Genomic DNA, 23,900 nt, shown 5'->3' with positions numbered 1-23,900 from the left:
AGACCTTTCGCGTGGGTGGCGACCTGGCTTGAGGCCGGCGCCGAAAAGACCACGTCGAACGAGGCGGTGAACTGGCCGTCCCGGTCACGGATGAGGAACCGGTCGTAGCGCCACACGACGTGGAGGTCTGGTCACACCGAGGTAGACCACTCGGGGTGGCTCGGCCGGTCGTCATGCCGCGTCAGCCGAGGGTGCTGCGGATCTGCGGCCGCACCTGGCAGCGGCTCGACCCCTTACGCTACGCACGGCTTCAACCTGCACGGGTGGAGTTCTACGGTTGCTGCAGGAGGAGCGCGTGGTGCGGTTGATCGGGAAGTTCCTCGCCCAGTGGCTCGCCGCCGGGTTCCTGTCGTTCCCGGCGGTGTACCTGTGGGTGCGGCAGAACGACCCGGAGCGGTTGGCGGACAACGCCTTCCTGCTGGTCAACGCGTGCGTCGCGCCGGTAGCGGCGGTGTGGGTGGTGCTGCGGCACCGGCGGGCCCGGCTGGGATTCTGGTGGGCCGCCGCGCGGGTGGTCGTGCTGTTGGCGCTGTCGGGCGTGGTGACGTGGTTCGCGATGGACCCCTTGCACGTGGGCGTCCGCGAGGTGGACCCGCTCCGCATCGCCGCAGTGGTGGTGCTGCTGTGGCTGTGGATCGCCGGCTCGCGGCTGCTGGACCGGGCACTGGGCGCACAGGCCCCGGTTCGGCGCGGTGGCGGGGTCCTCTGGCAGGGCGAACCCGCCCGGCCGGCGCGCGGCGAGGTGTGGTCCGCCCTGGTGCCGTTCGAGGAGGGGGGCCGCGACGAAGGCGGGCAACGGGCCAAGGACCGGCCGTGCGTGGTGATCAGCACGTTCGCCCGGCACGCCTACGTCCTCAAGATCACCAGCGTCGACCAGGGCGACCGACCCGGCTACCTGGCGCTGCCCGCCGGCTGGCACCCGTGGTCGGACAAGGCGAGCTGGATCAAGCTCGACCCGCTGCTCAAGGTCTCCTACCTGGACTTCCGGCAGAACGTCTGCGACGCGCCTGCCCGGGCGTGGACCGCGATCGAAGAGCGGTACCCACCGGACGCCAGGCCGCAACGGCACACGCCGACCGTGAAGCGCCGTGCGCCCCGGCAGACCTCCCGCCCCCGGCGGGGTACCCGGACCTGAGCCGGTGCGGCCTCGTCGGTCGGCGCGCACGGCGACCTGTTCGCCGTGGAGCTCTGCACCGAGCACTACCGGACGCCGAACCCCGGCACCCGCGTCCGGGTCTGGGACGACTGGACGTGGTGGCTGTGCCGGGTTCGGCGACCGACGCACCCGTGTCGACGGGCGATCCCGTGATCGGTCCATTGTGGACTACAAGAACCCGACCACGCCCCCAGCCGATCATGGGTGGTTCACCAGCAGGCAGGAGCTGCACCACCTCATGCCGTGGCACGCCGTCGACAAGTACGTCGACGATCGGTGCCCCGGCATTCGGTCAGGTGCGGGTTGACCGCGTCAGGTCACCCTGCCTTGGTGTAGTACGTGAGTGCGGCAGCCCCCTTCTCCAGGATGGAGGTGCGCCGCAGGTCCACGGGCGGGGTGTCTTCGCTGAACAGCCGCAGCCCCTTGCCGACCACCGTCGGGAGCACCATGAGGCGGTACTCGTCGATGAGGTCGTGCTGGGCCAGCGTCTGCACGACGCTGACGCTGCCGGTGACGATGACGTCCTGCTCGGCCTTGTGCCGCCGCACGCTCGTGACCAGGTCGTCCTCGACTAAGGACGAGTTCTGCCACTGCTCGGTGCTGGTCAGCGAGCGCGACGCGACGAGCTTGGGGATGTTGTTCATCTTGGTCGAGTACGGGTCGGTCCGGCTCGGCCAGAGCTTCGCGAACAGCTCCCAGGTCGTGCGGCCGAGCAGCAGGACACCGGTGTCGAGCAGCGACCCGAGTTCGAACTTGTCGCCGGTGATCGGTTCGGGGCCGTGGCGGAACGCCCAGCCGCCGTTGGGCGTCCCCTCGGACCCGTCCGGGTCCTCGACAACGCCGTCCAGCGTGATGAACTCGACGACGATCAGGTTGCTCATGAGGTCCTTCTGTTGTTGTCCGCGCCGGGCCGGCGCGGAGTCGGGTGTACCGGCGTTGTCAACCCTACTGATCGCTTGGTCATGTTCGATTTCGAGTCGCGCACCGAAACGCGCGGACAGTCGACGGCCTGCTCAGCGGACCGGGTCGGCTGGACCGTCGTCGAAAGGCGTGCGCGCGACGCCGTGCGCGACTTCGTCCGCTCGAAAGTCATCGCTGCTGGTCAAGCGACGTGTCTGCACTCGTTGACGAGGCCGCCGGGGATGCGAGTGTGGTGGGGTCTGTGGATGTCGAGGTCGTGCACGGTGGCTGTTGATCCGAGGTGCCTGCGGCGTGCTGAGCCCACGCCGTATCGGCGACGATGACTCCTTGGTAGCGCAAATCCGGTGTCCGAGTCGGTCAACCCGGCCGTGCGATCGCGTGCACCAGCGCGGATGCGGCCGTCGTGCGGTTGTCCTCCAGCGCGGCGATCGCTGCGGACAGCAGGTGCGCCAGCGGGTCCGAGTCGGGCAGCAGTGCGCGCAGTCGCCGGCACGACTTGGCCGCGTAGTTCAGGTTGCCCACCTCGTGGTGCAGTTCGATCGCCCGCTTGAGGTGCGTCCCGGCCGGACCGGCTCGGCCGGCGTCCGACTCCAGGTCCGCCATCGAGTCGGCGACGTGCGCCAGCCCGTAGAGGTTGCCCGACCGGGTGTACAGCTCTTCGGCGCGCTGGTGGTGGCGCTTGGCCTCGACCGGCTCGCGCAGGGCTCGGTACGCCTGGCCGAGCAGGCCGGCGGTGCTGGCGGTCCCGGTGTCGTCGCCGAGGAGTTCGTACAGTTCGAGGGCTTGCAACCCGGCGTCGAGGGCTCGACCGAACGAGCGGGCGTGCAGGTGTGCCGCGGCAAGGCCGTTGAGGGCGTTCGCACGTCCCGGCACGTCGCCGAGCCGGTCCAGGTTGTCGAGCGCAGCCAGGTACAGCTCCGCGGATCGCTCGTGGTCGCCGTTCTCCCGATGTGCCCGGGCGAGCTGCTGCTGCAACCGGACCTCGATCTGGGCGTCGCCGAGGTGCCGGATCGCGGCCAGAGCGGTCGCGTGGGTGTCGATCCACTCCTGTCGGCGCGCGGTCAGGTACGCGAAGTTCGACGTGGTCCACGCGAGCTGCCAGACGTACGGGTGGAACTCGTTCTCGGCGGCGACGCCGATCGCGGCGAGGACGTTGTCGTACTCCGCGTCGAACCACGCCAGCGCGTCGGTGCGGTTCGCGAGGCTCGGCAGGAGGTCCGGGCGCAGGCAGGGCTCCATCGGCACGGGCCGTCGGTGGGCGTTGATGAGCCGGTCGGCGCGACTCGCCGCGTGCAACTGGTGGTTGAGCAGCGCGACGAGCACCGACGCGCGCCGTTGCGCGGAGTCGTACCGCTTCGCCGTGTCCGCGCCGAAGGCGTGGGTCAACGCGTGGAACGCGTACCGGCCGGCCGACGTGCGGTCCAGCAGGTGGCACCGGATCAGTTCGCTGATGATCTCGCGAGCCCTGAACAGGTCGCCGTCGGTCATCGCCGCCGCCGCCGAGGCGTTGAACTCCGAGCCGGGGTGCAGCGCCAACGTCCGGAACCCCTCTGCCACCGCGGGTGCCAGGTTGTCGTAGGACAGGGCGAAGACCGTCCGCATGTCGGCCACGTCCGGCATCTGGAGGGTGTCCAGGGCGTCGTCCTTGCTCTCCAGGGCGTTGACGACGGGGGTCAGCAGGCTGGTCGGTTCGTCCGCGGCGCGTGCGGCGACGATGTTCAGCGCCAAGGGGTGCCCACCGCAGGCCGCCACGATGCGCGCCACGGCCTTGCTCTCCGACTCGACGCGGGAGGTGCCCAACCGCCTCGCCAGCAACTGGACGGATTCCTCGGTGGTCAGCGGCCCCAACGGGATGCGTTCGGCGTCGTGGTGCACGTCCAAGCCGTCGAGACGGTGCCGCGCGGTCACCAGCGTGAAGCACTCGGACGAGGTGGGCAGCAGCGGTCGGACCTGCGCGCTGTCGCGCACGTTGTCCAGGATCAACAGCAACCGCCGCTGGTGGAGCATGCCGCGCAGCAACCCCGTCCGGGCGTCCGGGTCGGGCGGGATGGACGCCAGCGGCACGTGCAACGCGTTGAGGACCAACCAGGCCGCGGTGCCGGAGTCGAGCGCGGCTCGCGTCTCGTCGAAACCGCGCAGGTCGACGTGAACCTGGCCGTCCGGGAACAACTCGCGTTGAACGTCCGCCCAGCGAACGGCCAAGGCGGTCTTGCCTATTCCGGGCGGTCCGTCGAGCACGCAGACCCGGCTGCCGGACGACGACGCCACCAGCTCGTTCAGCCGTCGGATCTCGGCCGCGCGGCCGACGAAGCGGCGCGTGCCGGAGGGCAGGTTGTAGGGGATCGAGGAGGGCGCGCGGTCGGTGTGCAGGGTGACCCCGCCGTTGATGACCCCGGCTTGGACCATCGCCGCTATCGACTGGGCATTCGCCGTGTTCTCCGTTGTCATCCACGACCCCCCTTCGTGCGCTTGCGCGAACCGGTGGAACGAGGGCCTCCGTCGATCGCAAGGATTCGAAGTCGCACTTCGGTCAACCGAAGGTCTTGCTTTCACTCGTAGGCGAGAATCGTGTAAAGGCGACGCTTTCGGCCTGCTCTTTCTCGGGTCTGAGCGAACCGGCCTCTACGACTGGCACCCGTCTGATCATAAGTCGTGCCGCACGCGTTGGGCAGGCTTGCTGCGGCACCCGAGCAGCGGTCATCGCCTGTTCGAGGTCGACCCGGTCTGGCCGGAGGATGATGCCCGCTGTGCCGGAGCGGTCTGAGGCACGGGGGACACGAAACCACTCGTTCGGGTGAGTAGTTGTCCCGCCAGCTGTCCCCGCTCCTGTCCCGGGGTGCGCTGCATCCTCTTCTCAGCCGGTCACCCACCGGCCGCTACCGGAGAGGAGGACCAGGGATGAGCCCGCTCAGGTTCCACGTTCCACAGCCGGACGAGGCGCAGTCACCGTGTCCGTGCCTGCCCTTCCCCACCCTGTTCCGCCTCGATCTGCGGGGGAGGGGGTGAGGACATGATCATCACGTTCATCGCGGTCACGGTGGATCGGATCCCGTGTGACCCGAAGACGTCGGACGAGGCGTGACATGATGTGGACAGGAGAAGTGTGATGCACCGCCCACGTATCAAGTACGAGCACCTGCCCGTCCGCCACGGCGAAACCCTGGTGCGGATCGGTGGCTCCCTGCCGGGTGTCGCCGCGACGATCCCGGACCCGAACGGCACGGTGTGGACGCTGCTCACACTGCTCGACGGGACGCGCACGGTGGACCAGGTGGTCGCCGACCTGGTCCACCGCCACCCCGACGAGCCGCCCGACACGGTCCGCACCGCGATCGGCACGCTGGCCGCCGCCGGCTATCTGGAGGACGCCGACGAACCGCCGCCGGAGGCGCTCTCCGCGGCTCAGCGGGAGCGGTTCGCGCGTGGTCGGGCGTTGTGGCAGTGGATGGACACCGCCCCGCGCACCACCGGTTGGCACGCGCAGTTGGCGCTGCGACAGGCACGGGTCACGGTCGTCGGTGCCGGCGGGATCGGCAGCACCGCGGCCCTCGCGCTGGTCCAGTCCGGGGTGGGGCGGTTGCACCTGGTCGAACCGGACCTGGTGGAGCTGTCCAACCTCAACCGGCAGGTCCTCTACACCGACCACGACCTCGGGCGCCCCAAGGTCGACGTCGCGGTCGAGGCGCTGCGCCGGCACAACGGCGAGGTCGAGGTCACCGGCGAGCGGAGCACCGTTGACGGCGTGGGAATGTTGCGGCGGTTGGCAACGCGGTGCGACGTGCTGCTGATGGCCGCCGACACCCCGCACGAGATCCGGTCGTGGGCCAACCGGGCGTGCCTGGACACCGGCACCGCCTGGGTCCACGGCGGTTATCACGGGCCCAGGGCGAGCGTCGGGCTGTTCGTGCCCGGCAATGGACCCTGCTACGACTGCGCGCGTACCGCCGCCGCACGCGAACAGCTCGCAGCACCACCGCCGACCCCGTGGCCGGACACCAGCGGAACGACCGGGACGCACGCGGTCAACGCCGTGTCAGCCGGAATCGCGGGACACCTGGCCGGTCACGCCGTGATGAGCCTGATCACCGGGATCCCCCGGCTGCGGGCGAACCGCCAGATCGGGTACAACCTCATCACGTTGCAGCACAGCACGTTCTACGAATCGCCGGAACCGGAGCCGGACTGCCCCGCCTGCGGACCGTCCGCCGCCTAGGGCGTGTCCGCCGGAACGTTGATCGTGGGGTTTGATCAAATTGCCGTGTGGCGCGTGGTGATCTGACGGATGCGGAGTGGGCGATTTTGGAGCCGTTGCTTCCCGGTCCGAAGCCTGGGCGGGGTGGCCGGTGGGGTGACCGCCGTCGGGTGGTCGACGGGATCCTGTGGCGGATGCGGACGGGCGCGCCGTGGCGGGACGTGCCGGAGCGGTACGGGCCGTGGAAGACCTGTTACGAGCGTTATCGCCGGTGGGCGGTCGACGGGACGTGGGCGAGGTTGAAGCGGCAGGTCCAGGGTCGTGCCGAGGCCGGGGGCGACATCGACTGGGACGCGCAGGCCGACTCCACGATCGTGCGCGCCCACCAGCACGCGGCCGGTGCCCGTAAAGGGGGCTGAGTCCGGAGGAATCGCGGGCAGCCCAGGGGCTGGGCCGGTCCCGGGGCGGGCTCACGTCCAAGATCCACACTATCGCGGACGGTCGGGGCCGCTCGCTGTCGACCCATGTCACTCCCGGTCAGGCGGCGGACACGAAGCGGTTGGAGGCGCTGTTGGAGGGCATCTCCGTGCCCCGGCCCGGTGGCGTGGGCAGGCCGCGCAAGCGTCCGGACTCGCTGACCGCGGACAAGGCCTACGGCAGCAGGGCGAACCGGGCCTCGCTGCGGCGCCGGAAGATCAAGGCGGTGATTCCCCAGCGGCGGGATCAGGTCGCCAACCGGCTGCGCAAGGGATCGGCCGGCGGACGGCCCCCGTCCTTCGATGCCGATGCCTACAAGCGGCGCAACCAGGTCGAACGGGGATTCAACCGCCGCAAGCAGTTCCGCGCCCTCGCGACCCGCTACGACAAGCTCGCCCTGCACTGGCAGGCCACCAACGACATCGTCGAAACCATCGACTGGATCCGAGCCGCCCCAGACAAACCCCGATCATGACCCGGCGGACACGCCCTAACCCGACCCGTCGGCGCGTGCCGAGGCGAGATCCTCGGCACGCCGCTGAACCAGTTCGGCACGCGGGTCCTCCAGGTCCGTCAGGATCCCCGCGGCCCGCCGCAGGTCGTGCCCGGCCCGGTCGTCCCGGCCGGTGGCGACCAGCGAGACGGCCATCGCTTCCAGCGCCGCGGCCAAGTGCGATTCCGCGCCGCTGTGCCGCGCGTAGACGTCCACGACCTTCTCCCACAACCCGATCGCGGTGTCGTGCTCACCCAGCCCCTGCCGGACGAGCGCCAAGTCGTCCTCGGCGTAGGCGGTGATCAACGGATCGCCGGTGCGGCTGCGCAACTCCCACGCCCGCTGCGCGTAGTCCAACGCCTCCTCGAACCGCCCCCGCTTCACGTTCACCAGGCACAGGTTCCCCAATGCGATGGCCTCGGCCGCGGAGTTGCCCTCCTGCTTCGTCGCCTCCCACATCGCCAGGTGGTACTCCGCCGCTTCGTCGTAACGCCCCTGTGCCTCGCGCAGGCTCGCCAGCCCGGCCAACGCCCGCCGCCGCAGGACCTGATCGCCGGACCGTGCCGCCGACTCCACCACGTGCTGGAAATCGGCCTCCGCCGCCACTTGGTCACCCGAACTCCGGTGACTGTGACCACGCAGAACCCGCAGGAACGCTTCGGCCGCCCGGTCTTCCGACACCCGAGCCGCCTCGATCCCGCGCGACTTCGCCTCCAACTCCTCTCGCCACCACGCGCGCGGTCCCAACCCCAGGTGACGCGACGACAGCGCCAACGCGATCACCACCGCGTGCATGTCGTGATCCGCGGCCATGCGTTGTGCGGCCGACAACACCGCCCGCTCCGAACGCAACCAGCCCAACGCCTCCTCCCTGTCCCGCACCGGCGCCTGCACGACGGGAAGATCCACGGGTAGCCGGGCCGACACCGGGTAGACGAGACGATCTGCCGAGTCCGCCACCGCGGCGTACCAACCCAGTAGGCGTCCCACCGCCTCCTCCCGAGCCGCAGATGTCTCGTCAAGATCTGCGCGGTATGCGGCGTAGTCGTGCAACAGGTCGTGCATCCGATACCGCCGACGGGCCACCGGCTCGACCAGGTGCTGCTCCGCCAACTCCTCCAGCACACGCGCCGTGGAACGGAGGTCGAGCGCGGCAAGGGCGGCGACGGCGTGCACCTCGAACTCCGGCACCGGGTGCAACCCCACCAACCTGAACACCCGCGCGTGCTCCGGGTCGAGCCGGGCGTAGGACCAGTCGAACACCGCCCGCACCCCACCCGACCCCCGCCACGACCCGTCCATCCCGATCAGGCCCCGCTGCTCCTCCCGGATCTCCTCCACCACGTCGGCCACCGACAGGAACGGCCGCGACGCCACGCGCGTCGCCGCTATCCGCACCGCCAACGGCAACCGCGCGCACACCTCCACCAACTCCTCGACCGCATCGGGCTCCGCGGCGGTCCTGACCCCACCCACGACCCCCTCCACCAGACGCACGGCGTCCACGGCGTCGAACACGTCCACCGCCACTCGCCGGACCGCCTCCGACACCACCAACTCCGACAGGGCGCCCCGACTGGTCACCAACGCCAGCGACCCCGCCGCACCGGGCAACAGCGGGCGCACCTGCTCGGCGGACCCGGCGTTGTCCAACACCACCAACACCCGCCGCGCCGCCATCAGCGACCGGAACAACGCGCCCTGCGCCTCCACTCCCTCGGGAACCCGTCGCTCCGCGACACCGAGCGCGGTGAGGAAGTCCGTCAGCACCACGTGCGGGGTCAACGGGGCGCTCGGGCCGTAGCCGCGCAGGTTCACGAACAACGTGCCACCCGGGAAACTGTCTTGAACACGGTGCGCCCACCACACCGCCAACGTCGACTTCCCGGCTCCCGCCGAGCCGTCCAACGCCACAACCGTCGACCCGCCAACGGCATTGCGCTCCGATTCCGCCAGCAGGGCGTCGAGAGCGGCGACGTGGGCGAGACGTCCGCAAAAATCGGGGACCGCAGCCGGTAGCTGTCGCGGCGCCACCACGGTTTCCGGAGCAGGCAGCACCACCTGATCGATCCGGCCGGCCTGCACCACCACGCCCTGGACCGTGCCGCCTATGTCATTGCTGACACCACCATCGGCCATGGGTTCCGAGTATGGCTGTGATGCCGCCAAGGAGCGCCCGTGATCCGATCTATCACCCTAATCAGCGATAGCTCGCCCCCTATGGGCGAGCCTCTTGAACAGATGCTTACGGTGAGGAGGCGAGCGATGCCCGGACGACGGCCTTGATGTCAGAAGAAAGCCGCGCCGGCGAGGACCAGCAAGCCGATCACGACAAGGGCGGACAGGAGCAGGAGGACGCGGGCCACAACGCGGCCGCGGTCGGTCGACGAGGTCATGGGGTGGTTCCTGTCAGCAGCCAGTGGATGGGGGCGGCCGGGTCGTCGTGGGGGTCGGCGGAGGCGGTGAGGTAGGTGACCACGAAGTAGCGGACGTGGGGGAAGTGGTGTTCGGCGGAGTGGACGAGGTCGGCATGGCCGTGGGCGATGAGCCACGCGCGGACCGCGGCGGTGCGGTCTGGTGGGCGAGTGGCGTAGGGATGGGTGGGGCCGAGGAGGGTGTCACCCTTGGTGACGACGACGGCGATACGGCGGGGTGCGGGGGTGTCGTGCTCGGTGAGGGTTTCGGTGAGCAGGTCGAGGACGGTCTTGGGATCGGTGCCGGACGAGCGGGAGGTGGCGAGGACGTCGGGGTCGGCGCGGGCGCGGACGGCGGGAAGGGCGAGCGGGTCGACGACGAGGACCACGCCGTCGCTGAGGGCCAGGAAGGCGGAGTCGGCGATGCGGTCGGCGTCCTGGACGATCTCTCCTGCCGCGTCGTACAGGTGCAGGAGTCGGTTGCGCACCTGAAGGGTGTGCGAGACCGGTTGGCTCACCGGCGTGCGCGGCGGGAACAGCCCGTCGGCGAGGAGAGAGCCGGTCTCGGCGAGTCTGTCGTCGGTGAACGGGTCCGCGGGGACGGCGTCGTGATCGGACCTCAGGCGGGTGACCGCGGTGTGCAGGAACACCGACTTCCCGGCGCCGGTGCCGCCGACCACCGGGACGTGCCGCGTGGGCATCATCTGGGTCGAGGAGGGAAGGGAGGCGTGGCAGCCGCCGCAGCGCGGGGAGAGACCGCGTTTTCCGGTGAGCAGCAGTGCGGGCAGGTCTTGACCGCAGCGGCAGGTGCGGAGGAACACGCCTTGCGGGCCCGGGATGAGCGCGTGGTGCTCGCGACCGCAGGGGCAGACGAAGACCGGGCGGGCGAGTCGGGTGTGGCAGCGGGGGCACTCTGCCGTGATTCCCCTCAGCGTCAGGGAAAGCGTCTCGAACAACCACAGCGTGCCGGCGAGGAGCCGGAAGCCCGCTACCACGGCGGTGAGGAGCACCAGCTGCACCACCCAGGTGGCGGCCAGCAGGATGAGCGCGGCGGTGTAACCGATGGCGAACCCGATGCGTGCGGTGAACGCGAGGAACGGCACCGCGGGTGACCTCGTGATGACGTGGGATCCCCGGATCGGGCGCACCCGCCGCAGGCCGTTGCTCGCGAAGCCCTCGTCGAACTGGGTCAACCCGCGCTGGTGCAGCGCCACGAAGCAGGCCACGCCGAGGCGTCGGTGATCCCGCAGCGCCGGGCCGGACAGGTACCGCCGGTCGGCGGGATCGGACGAGGTGTCCAGCGCCAGGTGCTCGGTGTCCGCCCGGGCGGCGAGGCAGACGAGCGCCTCCCGGATGACGGCGACCAGCGCCAACGTCAGGCTGAGCGCGATCGCGGCGACGAGGACCGGCCCGGTGATCACGAGCACAGACACGGCCAGCAGCAGGTAGAGGAAGAGTTGGACGATCATCAGGTCGTCCTCTCCCCACTCCGGAAGACCGGTATCGCGCCGAATCCGGCGAGCAGCCAGAGCAGCGGGTCCTCCACCCGGTAGGGCACCGGTTCCCGTCTGCCGTCCGCGCGGTCGCCGAGCGCGGTCGCGGCGAAGTACCGGTGGCGGCGGAAGGTGGCGTGGACGCCTCGGATGAGGTCGGTCCTGTCCCAGCGGCCGAGCCAGGCGGTGGTCTCGTGGTGGACGTCCATACCGTCGGACACCGCGTAGCCGCCTGTCCGGGGCACGGGTCGAAGCAGCGGCGACCTGGGGTCGACCATGTCCCACACAGTGTCCAATTTGGTCAGGATGACAGCCAGGGGAAGGCTGATCCTGCTGTCAGGTCGAAGGCCGCGCGCCGCGCGCACGGCTTCGGCGAGTCGGGCGATCCCCGCGTCGCCGGGCGCGGTTCCGGGCTCGACGGCCAGGACGAGGCCGTCGGCGTGCGCCAGGTTCGCCGCGGTCGCGTCGGAGCTGTCGTAGAACGCGATCACCACGGCCCGTGCCCGCGGCCGGACGCGCAGGCTGACCAGCAGCGGCTCAGTCCTCGTGGCGTGGCGCAGGACGGTTTCGGCGACCAGCACGCGGTCCTGCTCGTGCCGCAGCCTGCTCTTCTCGCCGAGCACGTCGAGGGACATGCCGGGGAAGCGATCGTCCAAATGCCCTTTCGCGACCCGCCGGATGACCGATGCCAACCAGGTGCTCTTACCGGACCCCGCCGCCCCGACCACGGCGACCACCCTGGGACGGCCTTCGACGTACTCGCGCGGCACGGCCTGCTCACAGACCGGGCAGACCCGGCGGGCATTCGGAGCACGCCCGTGCGGGCACTTGCCCTTGCGCGCGTCGGAGGCGGGGAATCGGGTCGCGGTCTCGCCGCAGCGCGAGGCGCACTGCCTCAGATACGTCTTCCCCGGTGTCCGGGTGTGGCAGTAGGGGCAGGCCGGGACACGCCGGGTCGGGACGCTCCAGATCGGAGCAGGCACAGTGGTCTCCTCTCGGGTCAGGGCACGACCAGGAGGTGAGGAGCGGGGTGGGCGAGCGCGACGGTCTCGTCCAGGGAGAACGCGCGGAGGAAGACCGGCCGCCGTAGTTGGCGCGGTAACCGAATTCGGGCGGGCCCGGGCGGGCCGGGGGCGGGCAGCCGCAGGATCTCGACGCCGTCCTCGGGAGCCAGCGGACGCGACCCGGACTTGGCGACAACCGCGATGTCGGGGGCGGGCTCCGGACCGTGCACGGCCACCAGCAGTTCGCCCCGGCGCCACCAAGCCGCGCGCCGGACGCTGTAGCGCACCTCGCGCAGCCGGATGGAGCACACCGTGACCATCGGTCCGAACCGGCCGGAATCCACGACCGACACCCCGAACCAGTGCTCGCCGGGCAGGGTCGCGGTGATCCTCGCGCCGCGGCCCGCGTACGCGGACCTGCTGAACTCGACCACGGTGGCCTGCGGGTCCAGCGGTCCGGTCGGCGGCCCGTCCACCCGCCAGACCACCCGCACGTCGGTGGCCCACATCGGCCACTGCCACGACAGCACCACCTGCGGGCCGAATCGCCTGGCGTGCAGGCCGCTGACCGGTTCCAGTGGCGGAGCCACCCGCGTCGCCGGGCCGATGGCGGCGAGCGGCCCGGACACCGAGACCGGCACGAGCACCCGCTGCCCGGCCAGGTCCGCCAGCGGGACCGACGCCCGGCCCGTGTCGCTGACCGCGACCACCCGACCCGCGACCACCGCGTCGGCGGCCCGGAGAACCTGCGGTGCGGGAGCGACCCCGTCGTGTGGGACGCGGATGACCAGCGGAGTGCCGCTCTGCCTGCTCCAGGTCAACTCCACGGTGTCGCCCGAGAGGTTGGCCCGCAGGTCGTCGACCTGGCGCGGGTTCCCCGGGCACTCGCCGCAGACCGCCAAGCCCGCGCTGTCCTCGGGCTTGCCGGCCCGGCCGGGATAGCGGGCGCGCACGAGGTAGCGGTACTGCACACCGGGGACCACAGCGGTGTCGTCGAACCCGGTCCCGTCGGGCGTGGCGATCTCCGCGGTGTCGCCCGACGGCGCGATCCTGGTCACCGACGCCCCGACCGCTCCGGGCGGCAACCGCCAGCGGCCGCGCACCGACAGCATCGTCGACTCGACCGCCAGGTCGAGCACCTCGGGTGCCGGCACGACCTCCCTGCTGTGCGCGATCCCGCCGGGGACGCCGTTGCGCAGGGTCTGCACCGCGTACGACGTCGGCACACCGGCGGGCGGCACGTCCGACAACGCCAAGGCGTCGGTGTCGTCGGCGATCACCGTCCCGCTCCGGCTGACTCGGTAGGTCAGACGACCCGCGGTCGACGTCGACTCCTGCCACGTGACGACGATGGCGTCGTGGTGCGCCCGCGCGGACACCTCGGCGGGTGCCACGGCCGGACAGCGGCGCAGGCCCGACGTGATCTCGGGGTCCGTCAGCTCCCGGCCCGCCGCCAGGTAGCGGGCAGCCGCGTCCTCCGGCGCGGTGCCCTCCAACTCGCGGGCGAGGGCGAGATCGGCGGCCAACCGGTCCACGGTCGCGGCCAGCGCGTCGCGGACGCGCTCCCAGTCCTCGGTCAGCCGCCTTCTCGACAGCACCCTGAGCGCGTCGTGCAGCCTGCCGTCGGCGACTGCCTGCCTGTAGTCGGACTCCCAATCGGATCGGTGCGTGCGTCGGCACCAAACGGCGTAGGCAAGCGTGTCGGGGTCGCGGGGGAGACCGCTCGCGACGCTCCGCTGCGGGTCGGCCGCCGCGAGGAAACTGACCTCCTGGTAGCCCAGCAGCACGGCCACCGACAGCTCGGTGAGGAACTCGTGGCGCAGCAGAGAGCTCAGTCCGTCGGGTTCGCCCAACGCACTTTCGACGGCCCTGAGCACCGTCTCCTCAACCGCGACACCGACTCCTCGGCCGGTCCGCAGCTGTGTGCGCCTGCGCCGAAGTGCGTCGACGTGGACGTTCGCGCCGCTGGAGGACAGGTTTCTGGTCAGGTACTCCCACAGGCTGGGGATCCCGAGGTCGGCCAGCGCGGCGGTGATCCGGTGCGACCGGGACGTATCCGGCGGGATGTCGAGGCCGGCGGGCTCGCGCTCGACCGCCCGGTGCTGTTCGAGCGCGGCCAGGACGTCCGGGCGGCTCCAGCGGCCCGCGGACTGCCGGACGAGGGCTGCGACGGCGGCGGCGGGCATGCCTGGCGCGGATCGCAGGAACTGCTTGACCATATTGGCGAGGGCGGTGCGTTCCGCCGCTACGGCGGTCCGGTGCACCGAGCGCTCGCGGGGGTCTCTCAGCACCCGCGCGGCGGTCGGGTGCCCATGCCGCAACCGTTCCACGGCCCAGTTGTGCTCGCGCAGCTCGGGGATGCCCCACAGCTCCGGAGTGGAGGTCAGCGCCGAGTCGATCTCGTCGGCGGTGCAGTCGATGGGCAGTCGGTACACCCGGAACAGGTTCCGGTGGGGCGACCACCCCGTCTCGACCGGCGTGATGACGACGTCGAGGTAGGCGTGGACGTCGGCCTCGCGGAGCCCGGGAAGGTCGGTCTCGGCCATGTCACCGCCGCAGGCCGGGCAGCGGCGCGACGGCGTCGGTGTCGCGGCCGCGGACCTGGGTCTCGATCCGCAGCTGCGCGCCGTTGGCCGCGCGGGCTTCGATCCGCAGCACCCCGTCGACGCCGAGGGAGAAGTCGAGCTCGACCGGGTCACCGCGTCTGCTGTCCCGAGGAAGTCCTTCCATGGTGCGCTCGTCGAGCTGGACGTGGTCGGCCTCGTCGTCGGACAGCACGTCCGTCATGGACTCGTACACGGCCACCCGCATCGTGGTCTGACCGTCGCGCACGATGCACAAAGTATGCTGCCCGCTGGTGGGCAACGGGGTGTTCGGAGCGATGATCCAGTGCACCGCGCTGCCGAGGGAGGGGCGATCGGCGTCGCGCGTGATCAGCACGCCGTAGCCCTTGGACGTCACGTCCACGACCTTCCGGGACTCGCCGGCGGCGACCTGGGCCGCGCCCTTGGCGACCACCAGTTCCGCGTCGGCCGCGAGCTGCGGCACGGGCAGGTGCGGGAACGCCTCGTAGAGCCTCCTCGTCACGGCGGGCGTCCGCGACATCCCGCCGACCAGGAGGACGTCGTCGATCGTCGACACCCCGGCGGCGCGGGCCTGCTCGATGAGGTCGCCGGTGAAGTCGATGGTGCGGTCGAGCAGGTCGGATGTGGCCTTCTCGTAGTCGCTGCGGGAGATGACCATGCGATGCACATGGCCTTGCGCGGTCCGCATGGTCAGCATCTGCTCGGTAGAGGTCGACAGCGCGACCTTCGCCACCTGGGCCTGCCCGAGCAGTCCCGCCATCAGGCGCGGAGACGTCCGAGGGTTCTCCTCGTCGGAGATGTCACCCATCTGGTCGAGGACGAGGTCGACGAGCACCCGGTCCCAGTCGGCGCCGCCGAGACGGGCGTCCCCGCCGGTCGCCACGACACGGACCTCGTCGGGGAACATGAGCACGACGGTGACGTCGAAGGTCCCACCGCCGAGGTCGTAGACGAGGACCGCCCGACCGGCCGGGGTGCCGCGCAGACCGCTGGCCAGCGCCGCCGCGGTCGGTTCGTTGACCAGGTCGAGCACCTCCAGCCCGGCGATGCGGGCCGCCTCGCGGGTGCTCGCCCGCTCCGCCGTCCCGAAGTACGCGGGAACCGTGACGACGGCACCGGCCAACGGACCGGTGTCCGGCACCGCGACGCCGAGCACTTCGAGCGCGTCCTCGACGGCCTGCCGCAGGATGAGGGCCGAGATCTGTTCGGGCCGCAGGTGCCCGCCGGGGACCGCGACGGTGTAGTCGCTGCCGATCTCGCGCTTGATCTCCGTGATCACCCGCCCCGGCTCGTACGCGCGCTGGTCGAGCGCGAGAGCACCCACCACCGCTGTGCCGTCCTCACCGAGGTACACCGCCGACGGAGTGGTCGCGCCGCCCTCCCGGTTGGCCAGCACCCTGGCCTCCCCGCTGCCGTCCACCACGCAGACGCACGTGGCGGTCGTGCCGAGATCGATTCCCAAGCGGGGACGGTCAGCGCTGGTCGTCATGCTCCTGCTCCTTCCGGTCGTAGGCCTCGGTGATCTGCGCCGGCTGCGGCTGCACGTCCGCCGTGTCCAGCACCCACAGGGGCTGCTCGCCGCGCCGGGAGACGCCACGGACCCGTCTGGGGAGGTCGAGCACCCCGGGGTCGCCCGGCGCGATGAAGACCTGGGGAACCGGGCGGCTCGCGTCGATCTTGGCCAACCGCTCCGCGGCGACCTGGTCACGGCCCAGGATGCGGACGTCCTCCTCGAGCTCCGCCGACCGCTTCAGCTTCTCCTGCTTGATGCTCTCCCTCTTCAGGTCCGTCTCCACCGCCGCGTTGGTCAACTGCTGGCCGAGCTGCTTGCTCTGCTGCCGCAGCTTCGCGAAGTGCCGGAACTCCTCGTTCATCTCGTCGGACTGGAACTTGATCGCGCCGATGGTGGTCAGCCGGGGCGAGACGTTCTGCTCCCGCAGCGCCTGTTCGACCAGGGTCTTCAGCTCGGCGCGGACCTGGTTCTGGTCGCTGATGAACTCCTCGATGAGGTGGCTGTTGGACACCTCGTTGAAGTAGCCCTTGACGACCACGCCGAGCAGGCGGGTGACCAGCCGCTGCACCGCGGCCGACTTGCGCACGCCCGCGGTGCCGTGCTCCTCGTCGTCCTCGCCGAACCGCTTGACCAGGTGCGGCGCGGTCTCCGGCGGGATGGCGAAGGTCTGGGTCAGCTCGACCGAGACGTGGAACCCGTCCAGGGTCACCTCGATCAGGTCCAGTTCGGAGTCGTAGCGGTCGGCGCTGACGTCCTTGCGGCCCCAGGAGAGGATCAGCTCCCGCGAGGGGATCCGCACCACGCGCGCGAAGAACGGGTTGATCGCGTAGGTGGAACCGCCCGGGAGCACCTCCGACTGCGGACCGAACTGCCCCTCGTTGGCCAGGAAGATCCAGGGGAACTGGAAGCTCTCGTGGCCCTCGATCTTCGGCGCGGGTTCAGCGGCGTCGACCGGGTGCGCTCCTTCGGTGACGATGACGACCCCGGTCTCCTCGCTCTCCACCGACACCAGTCGCAGGTCCTCCGGCTCCAGGTAGTGGTGGGACAGCGGGACCGTCTCCAGGTCCAAGTGGTTCTCGGTGAGGACGTTGAACATGTCGGTGTTGATGGCGTAGTTGCCCCCGCCGGGGAGCAGCGCCTGCTGCGGGCCTTGCTGCCCGCCGTCGTCGAGGAACTTCACCCCGTCCTGGAAGTAGTTGCACTCGACGTGCCGGGCGAGGGTGTGGCCGTACGGCATGATCTCGCCCACCTTGGCCACCACGACACCGATGGTCCGCAGCGGGACGTAGGTGCGTTTGACGATCTTCACGTCGAAGACGGTGGGATGGATGGCGTACTGGCCGCCGCTGTTCAGGACCTCGATCTGCGGTCCTTGCTGTCCGTCCTTGTCGAGGAACGTCCTGAAGTCCTGGAAGTGGTCACACGGAACGTGCCGGGCGATGGGCTGTCCGCGCTCGAGCGAGCTGCCCATCTTGGCGTGCACGATCCCGATCGAGTCCACCGGAATGCTGATCATGTCCTGGACGTGCTTCTGGTAGAGCCAGGGTGGGCGGAAGTAGATGCGACCGCCGGTCAGCAGCTTGCTCTGCCGGTTCACCGCCTTGGCGAGCGAACCGGCGTGCCGGAACGAGCTGTACTTGCGGGTCACGATGACGAACCGGCCCAGCGGAACGTCGACAATGGACAGCTTGATCTGCTGCACGACCAGCACGAGGAAACCCAGCCCGGCCAGGACGGCGAGCCACGGCAGCACGAACCCGATGATGTCATCCATTGTGCCGCTCCTCGCTGATCCGGTCGTGCACCGCGGTGACCGTCATGCTCCAGCTGTCGTACCAGCCGTATGACCGCTTGGGCGAGCGCAGCGTCGGGAAGAACCCGGGGACGTCCCCGCGGTCGGCCACCCAGGTCTCGTAGTCGTCCGGCACGGGGCCCTCACGACTCCACCCGAAGGCACGGGCCAGGGCGAACATCCTGTTGCGCGAGTTCTCCGGCACCAGTGCTCGCTGGGCGCGAAAACCGTGCCGGCCACCGGTTTCCTCATGCCACACCTCGGTGAATTCGCGCAGGAACGCCGTGCCGATGAGGTTGACGTGAGACCGGATCATCCAGCCCTCTTCCGCCCTCCCGGCCGCCGCCAGCAGCATGTCGGTGGTCAGCCGGTCGGCCGTGACGAGATCGCCCGCCCGCAACGCGGTGCGCACCGCCGCGACGAGCGCGGCCGTGCGGTCCACCGGGCTGGTGGCGTGGTGCGGCCGCTGCTCCGTGCGCACCAGGGCGCGCAACTGCGCGAGGTGGGCAGGGCCGGGCAGCGCGCTGGCACGCGCGTCGAGGAATTCGTCCGGTTGCCGCAGACCGGACAGGGCGATCCGCCGAACGGGGATGTCGAGCCGTTCCGCGGCGAGTCGCATGTCGACGGTCTCCGGAGCGGGTCGATCGGTGACCACGATCAGCAGCACGCCCGCCCCGTTGAGGGTCTCCGGAACGGAGGAGATCCGTACGGCGAAGCCGTTCTCGATCAGGAGGTTCCGAAGTCGGACCTCGTAACCGTTCTGCCGCGCACCGCAGATCACCACGAACGCGGCCACCGATTCCAGTTCGGCGACCACCCCATCGGCGTCCGGCCGGTCCTGTGCCCGCTTCGACAGCGCCAGCCCCACCATCTCGCGCACCTCGCCCGGAACCGCGCGCAGGTCCGGATCCGCGCCGAGGATGGCCGGGATGACCTCGCCCGCCGCGCCGTCGCCGAACGGCCCCCGCCCGGTCGCGGCGTAGAAGACCACACAGCCCCACGCGAAGATGTCGGACTTCACCGACGCGGTACTGCCTCCCCTGACCAGTTCCGGAGCCTGGTAGGGCAGGGTTCCCATCACCTTTCCGGTGCTCGTCAGGCGGCCGATGTCGGCGACGGTGGTCGCGATGCCGAAATCGATCAGCACGGCCCGGTCCACGCCGACCATCACGTTGGAGGGCTTGAGATCGCGGTGGACCAGCCCTTCCCGGTGGATGTCGCGCAGCGCCCGCGCGGTGTCGCGGGCGAGTGAGACGACGCGTTCTGCGGGTAGCCCCTTTCCGGGTTCCGTCAAACGGTCGAGCGCATGTCCCTGGACCACTTCCGTGGCCACGTAGAGCGGGTCGCCCACCACTTGCGAGTCGACCACCGTGGCGGTGTAGTCCGAACGCACGGCCCGCGCCGCCGCGATCTCTTGGGTGAACCGCATGCGGTACACGGGATCCGACGCGTGCGATGAATGGATTACCTTCACGGCAACGTGTTCTCCGGACGACTCCGCCAGGTACACCGTTCCCATGCCGCCCGAGCCCAGTCTGCCCAGAACCCGGTAGGGCCCCAGGCGTCCTGGATCGCCGGGCCTCAATCCCCAAACCTGTGCAATGACCATTCGTCACCTTCCGGCACACGAACGTCCCCCGACGCGTGCCACGCGCGAGCCCTGTTTGCCCGCCGTGCGTCGCAACGATGATTCTAGCCCGGGTTGGAACAAAATCGTCTGGTTATCACGCTTTTGCTCTACGGCAGTCGGTTCGTTGCCTTCCCCGGTAACGAATCCCTCAAGATCACTTTCTCTGTTCAAGCGTCCGCGGGCTTGAAACCGGCTACCCTGCCGCAATTCTGCGGATTTAGAATCCCTGACGGAACGATCTTGAAATGCGCTCGATCACCTGTTTGCCGCCCGTAGCGCGAGGAGGCCCGACTCCCCTCACGGCCACCAGCGCCGCACGTCGTCGATCGCCGCAGCGAGACTGTCGGGAAAACCGGGACCGGCGAGCTCCGACAGCCTCGGGGCGGCACTGTCCAAGAGCGCGAGAGAAGTCGTCCGACTGACCGACCGCACCGTGCGGCGGAGCAGGACGACCAGGTCCGGGCCTTGCAGGACCACAGCGGCGCGGGTCACCACCGCGACCAGCAGCCCGCGGTCCCGGCTCGGTGCCGCCGCCGCGGCCCGTGCGAGGTGAGCAGCGGAACCGAGGACGGGCACCAGGCCGGTGAGCGCCCGCGTCCGGGCCTCCTCGGGAAGGAGTTCCACGGCGGAGAGCGCCACGTCCACCTCGGCGACGGCCAAGCCGGGCGCGGCCAAGGCCAGCGCACGAGCTCTGCGGAACGGGTCGCCCATCGCCAGGATCTCGGGGAGCGTGCGGGTGGGGGGCGGAGGATGGCTGTGCCCCACAGCGGTGGTGCGCTCGTCGGGCACCGCGTACCCGGCCAGCACCCCGGCGCGGGTCCGGCGGTTGACCGCCTCGTCGGCGTCGGCCTCGTCGGCGGTGTCGGGGTCGGCGGTGATGGTGCGGGCCGCGGTCAGCGCGGCGGTGAGCACCGGCGGCCGATCGCCGATGGGCAACCGGGCGGCGACCGCCGTCAGCATGACGGCCCGGGCGTCGAGGTCGGAGATCCCGGCCGCGGCGGTGAGCACCTCGGTGAGCCCGCCGTCGGAACTGGTCGGGATGAAGGCGGCGAGCTCGTCGATCCGCGCGGGTTCGTCGCCTCCCGCTGTCGCGTGCTTCAGCGGCGCACCGATCCGCGGCCGGGGAATCCCGCGCGGCGGGACGGTCCCGACTGCGGCGGACACCGCGTCATCGACGAAGTCATCGGGCAGTTCCGGCAGGATCCGCCGGACGGCCTCCGCGCGATCGTGCTCACCGGCGACGGACATCGCCGAGTCCAGCGCGTCCCGGAGCAGGCCCCGCCTGGGCTGCCCGTCCAGGCGTCGCGCGATCGCCGCCTGCGCGGCGGCACGCCACCCCCCGTGCCGTACCCGGGACGCGATCGACACCGCGTCGGTCACGTCCGTCAGGTACGGCGCGATCCGGGTCAGCACGTCGCCGGTGATGTGGGTGACGGGATCACGGGCAGCGGCCAGCGCCCACGTGACCGCCGGAGGGCGAAGACCATCGGGCAGGAGCGGGACCAGCGCGGCGAGCACCAGGGCCCTGGCCGGCGGGGCGTTCAGCCTGCGGGCGTGCGCGACGGCCCGCGACGGCGTCCACATCCCGGCCTTCACCAAGGCGACCACCAGGTCCGCCGGGATGTTCGCGGTGAGGCTGGTGATCGAGGAGACCACGAGCGCGCACCGTGCCTCCTCCACCAGCGTCGGCACGGACTTGCCCTCGGCCAGCGCCTCATCGGTCCGGCGCGCGAGGTGCGCCCACAGGGCGGCGACGTCGGCGAGGTAGTCGTCGACGGCGTCGGCGTGCTCGTGGGCGGCGAACCACAGGTTGTCCGTCCGGCCCCCGGTGACGAGAAGTCGGCGGAGGTCCTCGGCCCGCCCGGCGTCGAGCAGGTGCCCCGCCAGGTGCCGCACCGCGTACCCCGACCCCGCTGTCAGCAGATCGGGGTCGGCGGCCAGTCGCGGCAACCCGGCGTCGAGTCCACCGAACCTGCCGAGGTGGTGGTCGACGATCCGGTGACGTGCGGCGGCCGCCGCGGCACCCAGGGTCTCACTCCAGCGCCAGTCCTCCTCGGAGCCGAGGTCGTCCAGAGGACGGCCGTTCAGGAACTCCCGCAGGCTGGTGTGGTGGACGCCGAACCTGCGGACCGTCGGCCCCGCGCGCTCCACGGCGAGGAAGGGCCGAAGGGTGCTGTGGCACCAGCGACGGACCGCGGTCTCGTCGGCGTCGGCCGCCAACGCGAGGTCGGCGGCGCCGAGCGGCTCCCCGATGACGGCGACCACGCCCAAGAGCCGGAGCAGCCCGACTTCCCAGTCCGGGCTCCGGCTCCAGCGGTCCACGGTGTCGGTGTAGTAGCGGGACAGACCCGAGGGCAGGGTGGCGAGGTCTCGCACGTCGCGAACCCCGTTCCTCAGTTCCTCGACGGCGTAACGCAAGTACACCCAGACGCCCTGGCACCGGTCCGACAGCGCGGCGATGACGTCCTCGTCGGCGAGCTCCGGCGGCAGCACCGCACGCAGGTGCGCCTCGACGTCGAGCCGGTTACGCGCATCATCGGCCGCCAATCGCACCACGGCCTGGTCACCGCCCGTGCGCGGCGGCGGGTGGCCGGTCCGATAGGTGCCCACCACGAACACCCCGTCCGGCAGCACGAACGGCAGCCCCCACGGCTGCCCGCAGCTCTCCGCCTCGTCCGCCCCGTCGACGACCAACACCAGCGGGCTACCCGCGACCCGCGCCCGCTTGGCCGCCGCGTGGAGCACCACGTCGAACCCTTCCGGGGTGAACGCCCACTCCGGCACCATCGCGCTCGGCGCGATGTCCGCCAGGGTCCACCGCCGCACCAACTGGCCGACCAAGTTCTGCAACCCGACCCGCACCGTCGCACCCCTGCTCACCCCGGCGAAGTGCCCCACCCATCCCCGCTCCAGCACCAGGAACGCCGCCAACGCCGTCTTCCCCACCCCGGCGTCCCCCTCGACCCAGACGTAGCCGCCGGACATCTCGGCCAGGCGTTCGTCGATCTCCGCGAGCACCCACGTCCGCCCGGTGAACCCCTCGCTCAACACCCGGTCCGTCACCTGCCGGTGCTCCCGGACCGCGTTCTCCACCGACACCGCGGCGGGGCCCGCCGGCCCGGGCAGGCTGGTGGGCGCCGACGGCACGGTGGGCGCGGGTGGTGAGAGCCGGCTGGTTGCGGCGGTCGTGTGGCGGGCTTGGTCAAGCGTGCCCGCGGAGGGCTCGGCGCCGTAGACCTGGCGCATCAGGGCGGTGAGGCGGTCGATCCAGGCGCGAACATCGATGTGGCGTCCGAGCGCGGACAGGGCGTGGACGCCGAGGAGCAAGAACTCGTCGGTCGGGTGGTGCTCGACCAGGACGTGCAACTCCTGCAGCACCCGGTCGGCGTGGCCGCTGTCCAGCAAGGCTCGCAGGTGGTGCTCTTTGACCGTTCGGTGCCGGGTGACCATGTCCTCGCGGCGGCGGTCGGCCCAGCCGCCGCCAAGTCCGGCCAGCGGGGCGCCCCGCCACAGGGCGAACGCCTCCTCGAACCTGTCCGGGTCACGGGCCTGGTGAGCAGCGTCGGCCAAGAACCGGAACCGGTGGTAGTCCACCAGCATCGGGTCGATCGCGAGCACGAAGAACCCGGGACGTGAACTCCCGTCCAGCCAGGAGCCACTGCCACCTGCGCGGGTGAGGGCACTCCGGATGCGCTTGGCATACCTCCGGATGGTGGACTCGGGATTCTCGGCCTGTCTGCGTTCCGGGTTGTCCGGCGACCACAGGCACTCGATCAGCGCCCCGACGCTGACCGGTTCGTTCGGGGACAGGGCCAGCACGGCCAGCATGCACTCCTGCGTTCTTGTTGTCAGCTTGTGCTCGCCCTGGTCACTGCGAATCCCCACACCGTCCAAAAGCCGGATCTCCACCCACGTCCTACTGGAGGGCCCGACCTGTCCGGAGTGCGACAGGCGGTCGGTCGGCGGCCGGCGCGTGCGCCGGGGAAGCGCCGGGATCCGATCCCGGCGCGCCGGCTCGGGTCGTTCCCGCTCTACCATGCCGACCGTGACGGAGGACCCGTCACGCGCGTTGATCACCAGGTTGTAGTCGCCCGCGACCACCGGCCCGTCGGTGCTGCCGCCGACTTCCGCGTGGCGACTGCCGCCTTCGTGCTCGTCTGGCCGTCCGAGGTCGTCCTGTGCCCGGCTCACTGCCCGCTTCCTCCTCGTGACGTGGGAAACCCGGCGTCG

13 protein-coding genes are annotated in these 23,900 nt (G+C 70.8%); 3 read left to right on the top strand and 10 right to left on the bottom strand.

The window, feature by feature from the left end:
* The first annotated feature begins 277 nt into the window (after positions 1–277).
* Positions 278–1,135 carry a type II toxin-antitoxin system PemK/MazF family toxin gene (locus ACQPYE_RS25955; RefSeq protein ID WP_498715025.1) on the top strand — a complete coding sequence of 286 codons (858 nt, stop codon included), beginning with the start codon at positions 278–280 and terminating at the stop codon, positions 1,133–1,135.
* Positions 1,136–1,473: 338 nt separating this feature from the next.
* On the opposite strand, the gene ACQPYE_RS25950 is transcribed toward ACQPYE_RS25955, so the two are convergent.
* Positions 1,474–2,037: a dihydrofolate reductase family protein gene (locus tag ACQPYE_RS25950; protein WP_498715024.1), complete on the bottom strand. Its 564-nt coding sequence runs from the start codon at positions 2,035–2,037 to the stop codon at positions 1,474–1,476.
* 397 nt (positions 2,038–2,434) lie between these two features.
* Positions 2,435–4,525, bottom strand: coding sequence for a tetratricopeptide repeat protein (locus ACQPYE_RS25945; protein ID WP_498715022.1), 2,091 nt, complete (start codon positions 4,523–4,525; stop codon positions 2,435–2,437).
* A 658-nt stretch (positions 4,526–5,183) separates the two neighbouring features.
* Between ACQPYE_RS25945 and ACQPYE_RS25940 the strand changes: the two genes are divergently transcribed.
* On the top strand, positions 5,184–6,290 hold the full coding sequence (locus ACQPYE_RS25940) for a HesA/MoeB/ThiF family protein (protein WP_498715021.1): 1,107 nt from the start codon (positions 5,184–5,186) through the stop codon (positions 6,288–6,290).
* 47 nt (positions 6,291–6,337) lie between these two features.
* A protein-coding gene (locus tag ACQPYE_RS25935; RefSeq protein ID WP_498715020.1) for an IS5 family transposase occupies positions 6,338–7,221 on the top strand; the annotation gives its coding sequence in 2 pieces (ribosomal slippage) (positions 6,338–6,685 and positions 6,688–7,221; 882 coding nt in all).
* 15 nt (positions 7,222–7,236) lie between these two features.
* On the opposite strand, the gene ACQPYE_RS25930 is transcribed toward ACQPYE_RS25935, so the two are convergent.
* The 8 genes from ACQPYE_RS25930 to ACQPYE_RS25895 form a co-directional block, all read right to left on the bottom strand.
* A complete protein-coding gene (locus ACQPYE_RS25930; RefSeq protein ID WP_498715019.1) occupies positions 7,237–9,378 on the bottom strand; it encodes an ATP-binding protein in 2,142 nt (713 codons plus the stop codon).
* 253 nt (positions 9,379–9,631) lie between these two features.
* On the bottom strand, positions 9,632–11,122 hold the full coding sequence (locus ACQPYE_RS25925; protein ID WP_498715017.1) for a TRAFAC clade GTPase domain-containing protein: 1,491 nt from the start codon (positions 11,120–11,122) through the stop codon (positions 9,632–9,634).
* Positions 11,122–11,781 carry a hypothetical protein gene (locus ACQPYE_RS25920; RefSeq protein ID WP_498715016.1) on the bottom strand — a complete coding sequence of 220 codons (660 nt, stop codon included), beginning with the start codon at positions 11,779–11,781 and terminating at the stop codon, positions 11,122–11,124. Before ACQPYE_RS25920 ends, ACQPYE_RS25925 begins: the two co-directional genes overlap by 1 nt.
* A 365-nt stretch (positions 11,782–12,146) precedes the next feature.
* The gene (locus tag ACQPYE_RS25915) at positions 12,147–14,696 is read right to left on the bottom strand and encodes a hypothetical protein (RefSeq protein WP_498715015.1); all 2,550 of its coding nucleotides are present in this window, start codon (positions 14,694–14,696) and stop codon (positions 12,147–12,149) included.
* Between the two features lies 1 nt (position 14,697).
* On the bottom strand, positions 14,698–16,197 hold the full coding sequence (locus tag ACQPYE_RS25910) for an Hsp70 family protein (RefSeq protein WP_498715014.1): 1,500 nt from the start codon (positions 16,195–16,197) through the stop codon (positions 14,698–14,700).
* Between the two features lie 10 nt (positions 16,198–16,207).
* Entirely contained in the window at positions 16,208–18,022 is a 1,815-nt protein-coding gene (locus tag ACQPYE_RS25905) for an SPFH domain-containing protein (RefSeq protein ID WP_498715013.1), read from the bottom strand.
* Complete coding sequence (locus ACQPYE_RS25900; RefSeq protein WP_498715011.1) at positions 18,015–19,649, bottom strand: protein kinase domain-containing protein; 1,635 nt, start codon at positions 19,647–19,649, stop codon at positions 18,015–18,017. Before ACQPYE_RS25900 ends, ACQPYE_RS25905 begins: the two co-directional genes overlap by 8 nt.
* A 318-nt stretch (positions 19,650–19,967) precedes the next feature.
* Positions 19,968–23,861, bottom strand: coding sequence for an AfsR/SARP family transcriptional regulator (locus tag ACQPYE_RS25895; protein WP_498715009.1), 3,894 nt, complete (start codon positions 23,859–23,861; stop codon positions 19,968–19,970).
* Positions 23,862–23,900: the final 39 nt, after the last annotated feature.

The organism is Actinosynnema sp. CA-299493 (genome assembly GCF_050946825.1).
GTDB lineage: Bacteria > Actinomycetota > Actinomycetes > Mycobacteriales > Pseudonocardiaceae > Actinosynnema.
This window is presented reverse-complemented; position numbering and strand designations above follow the sequence as displayed.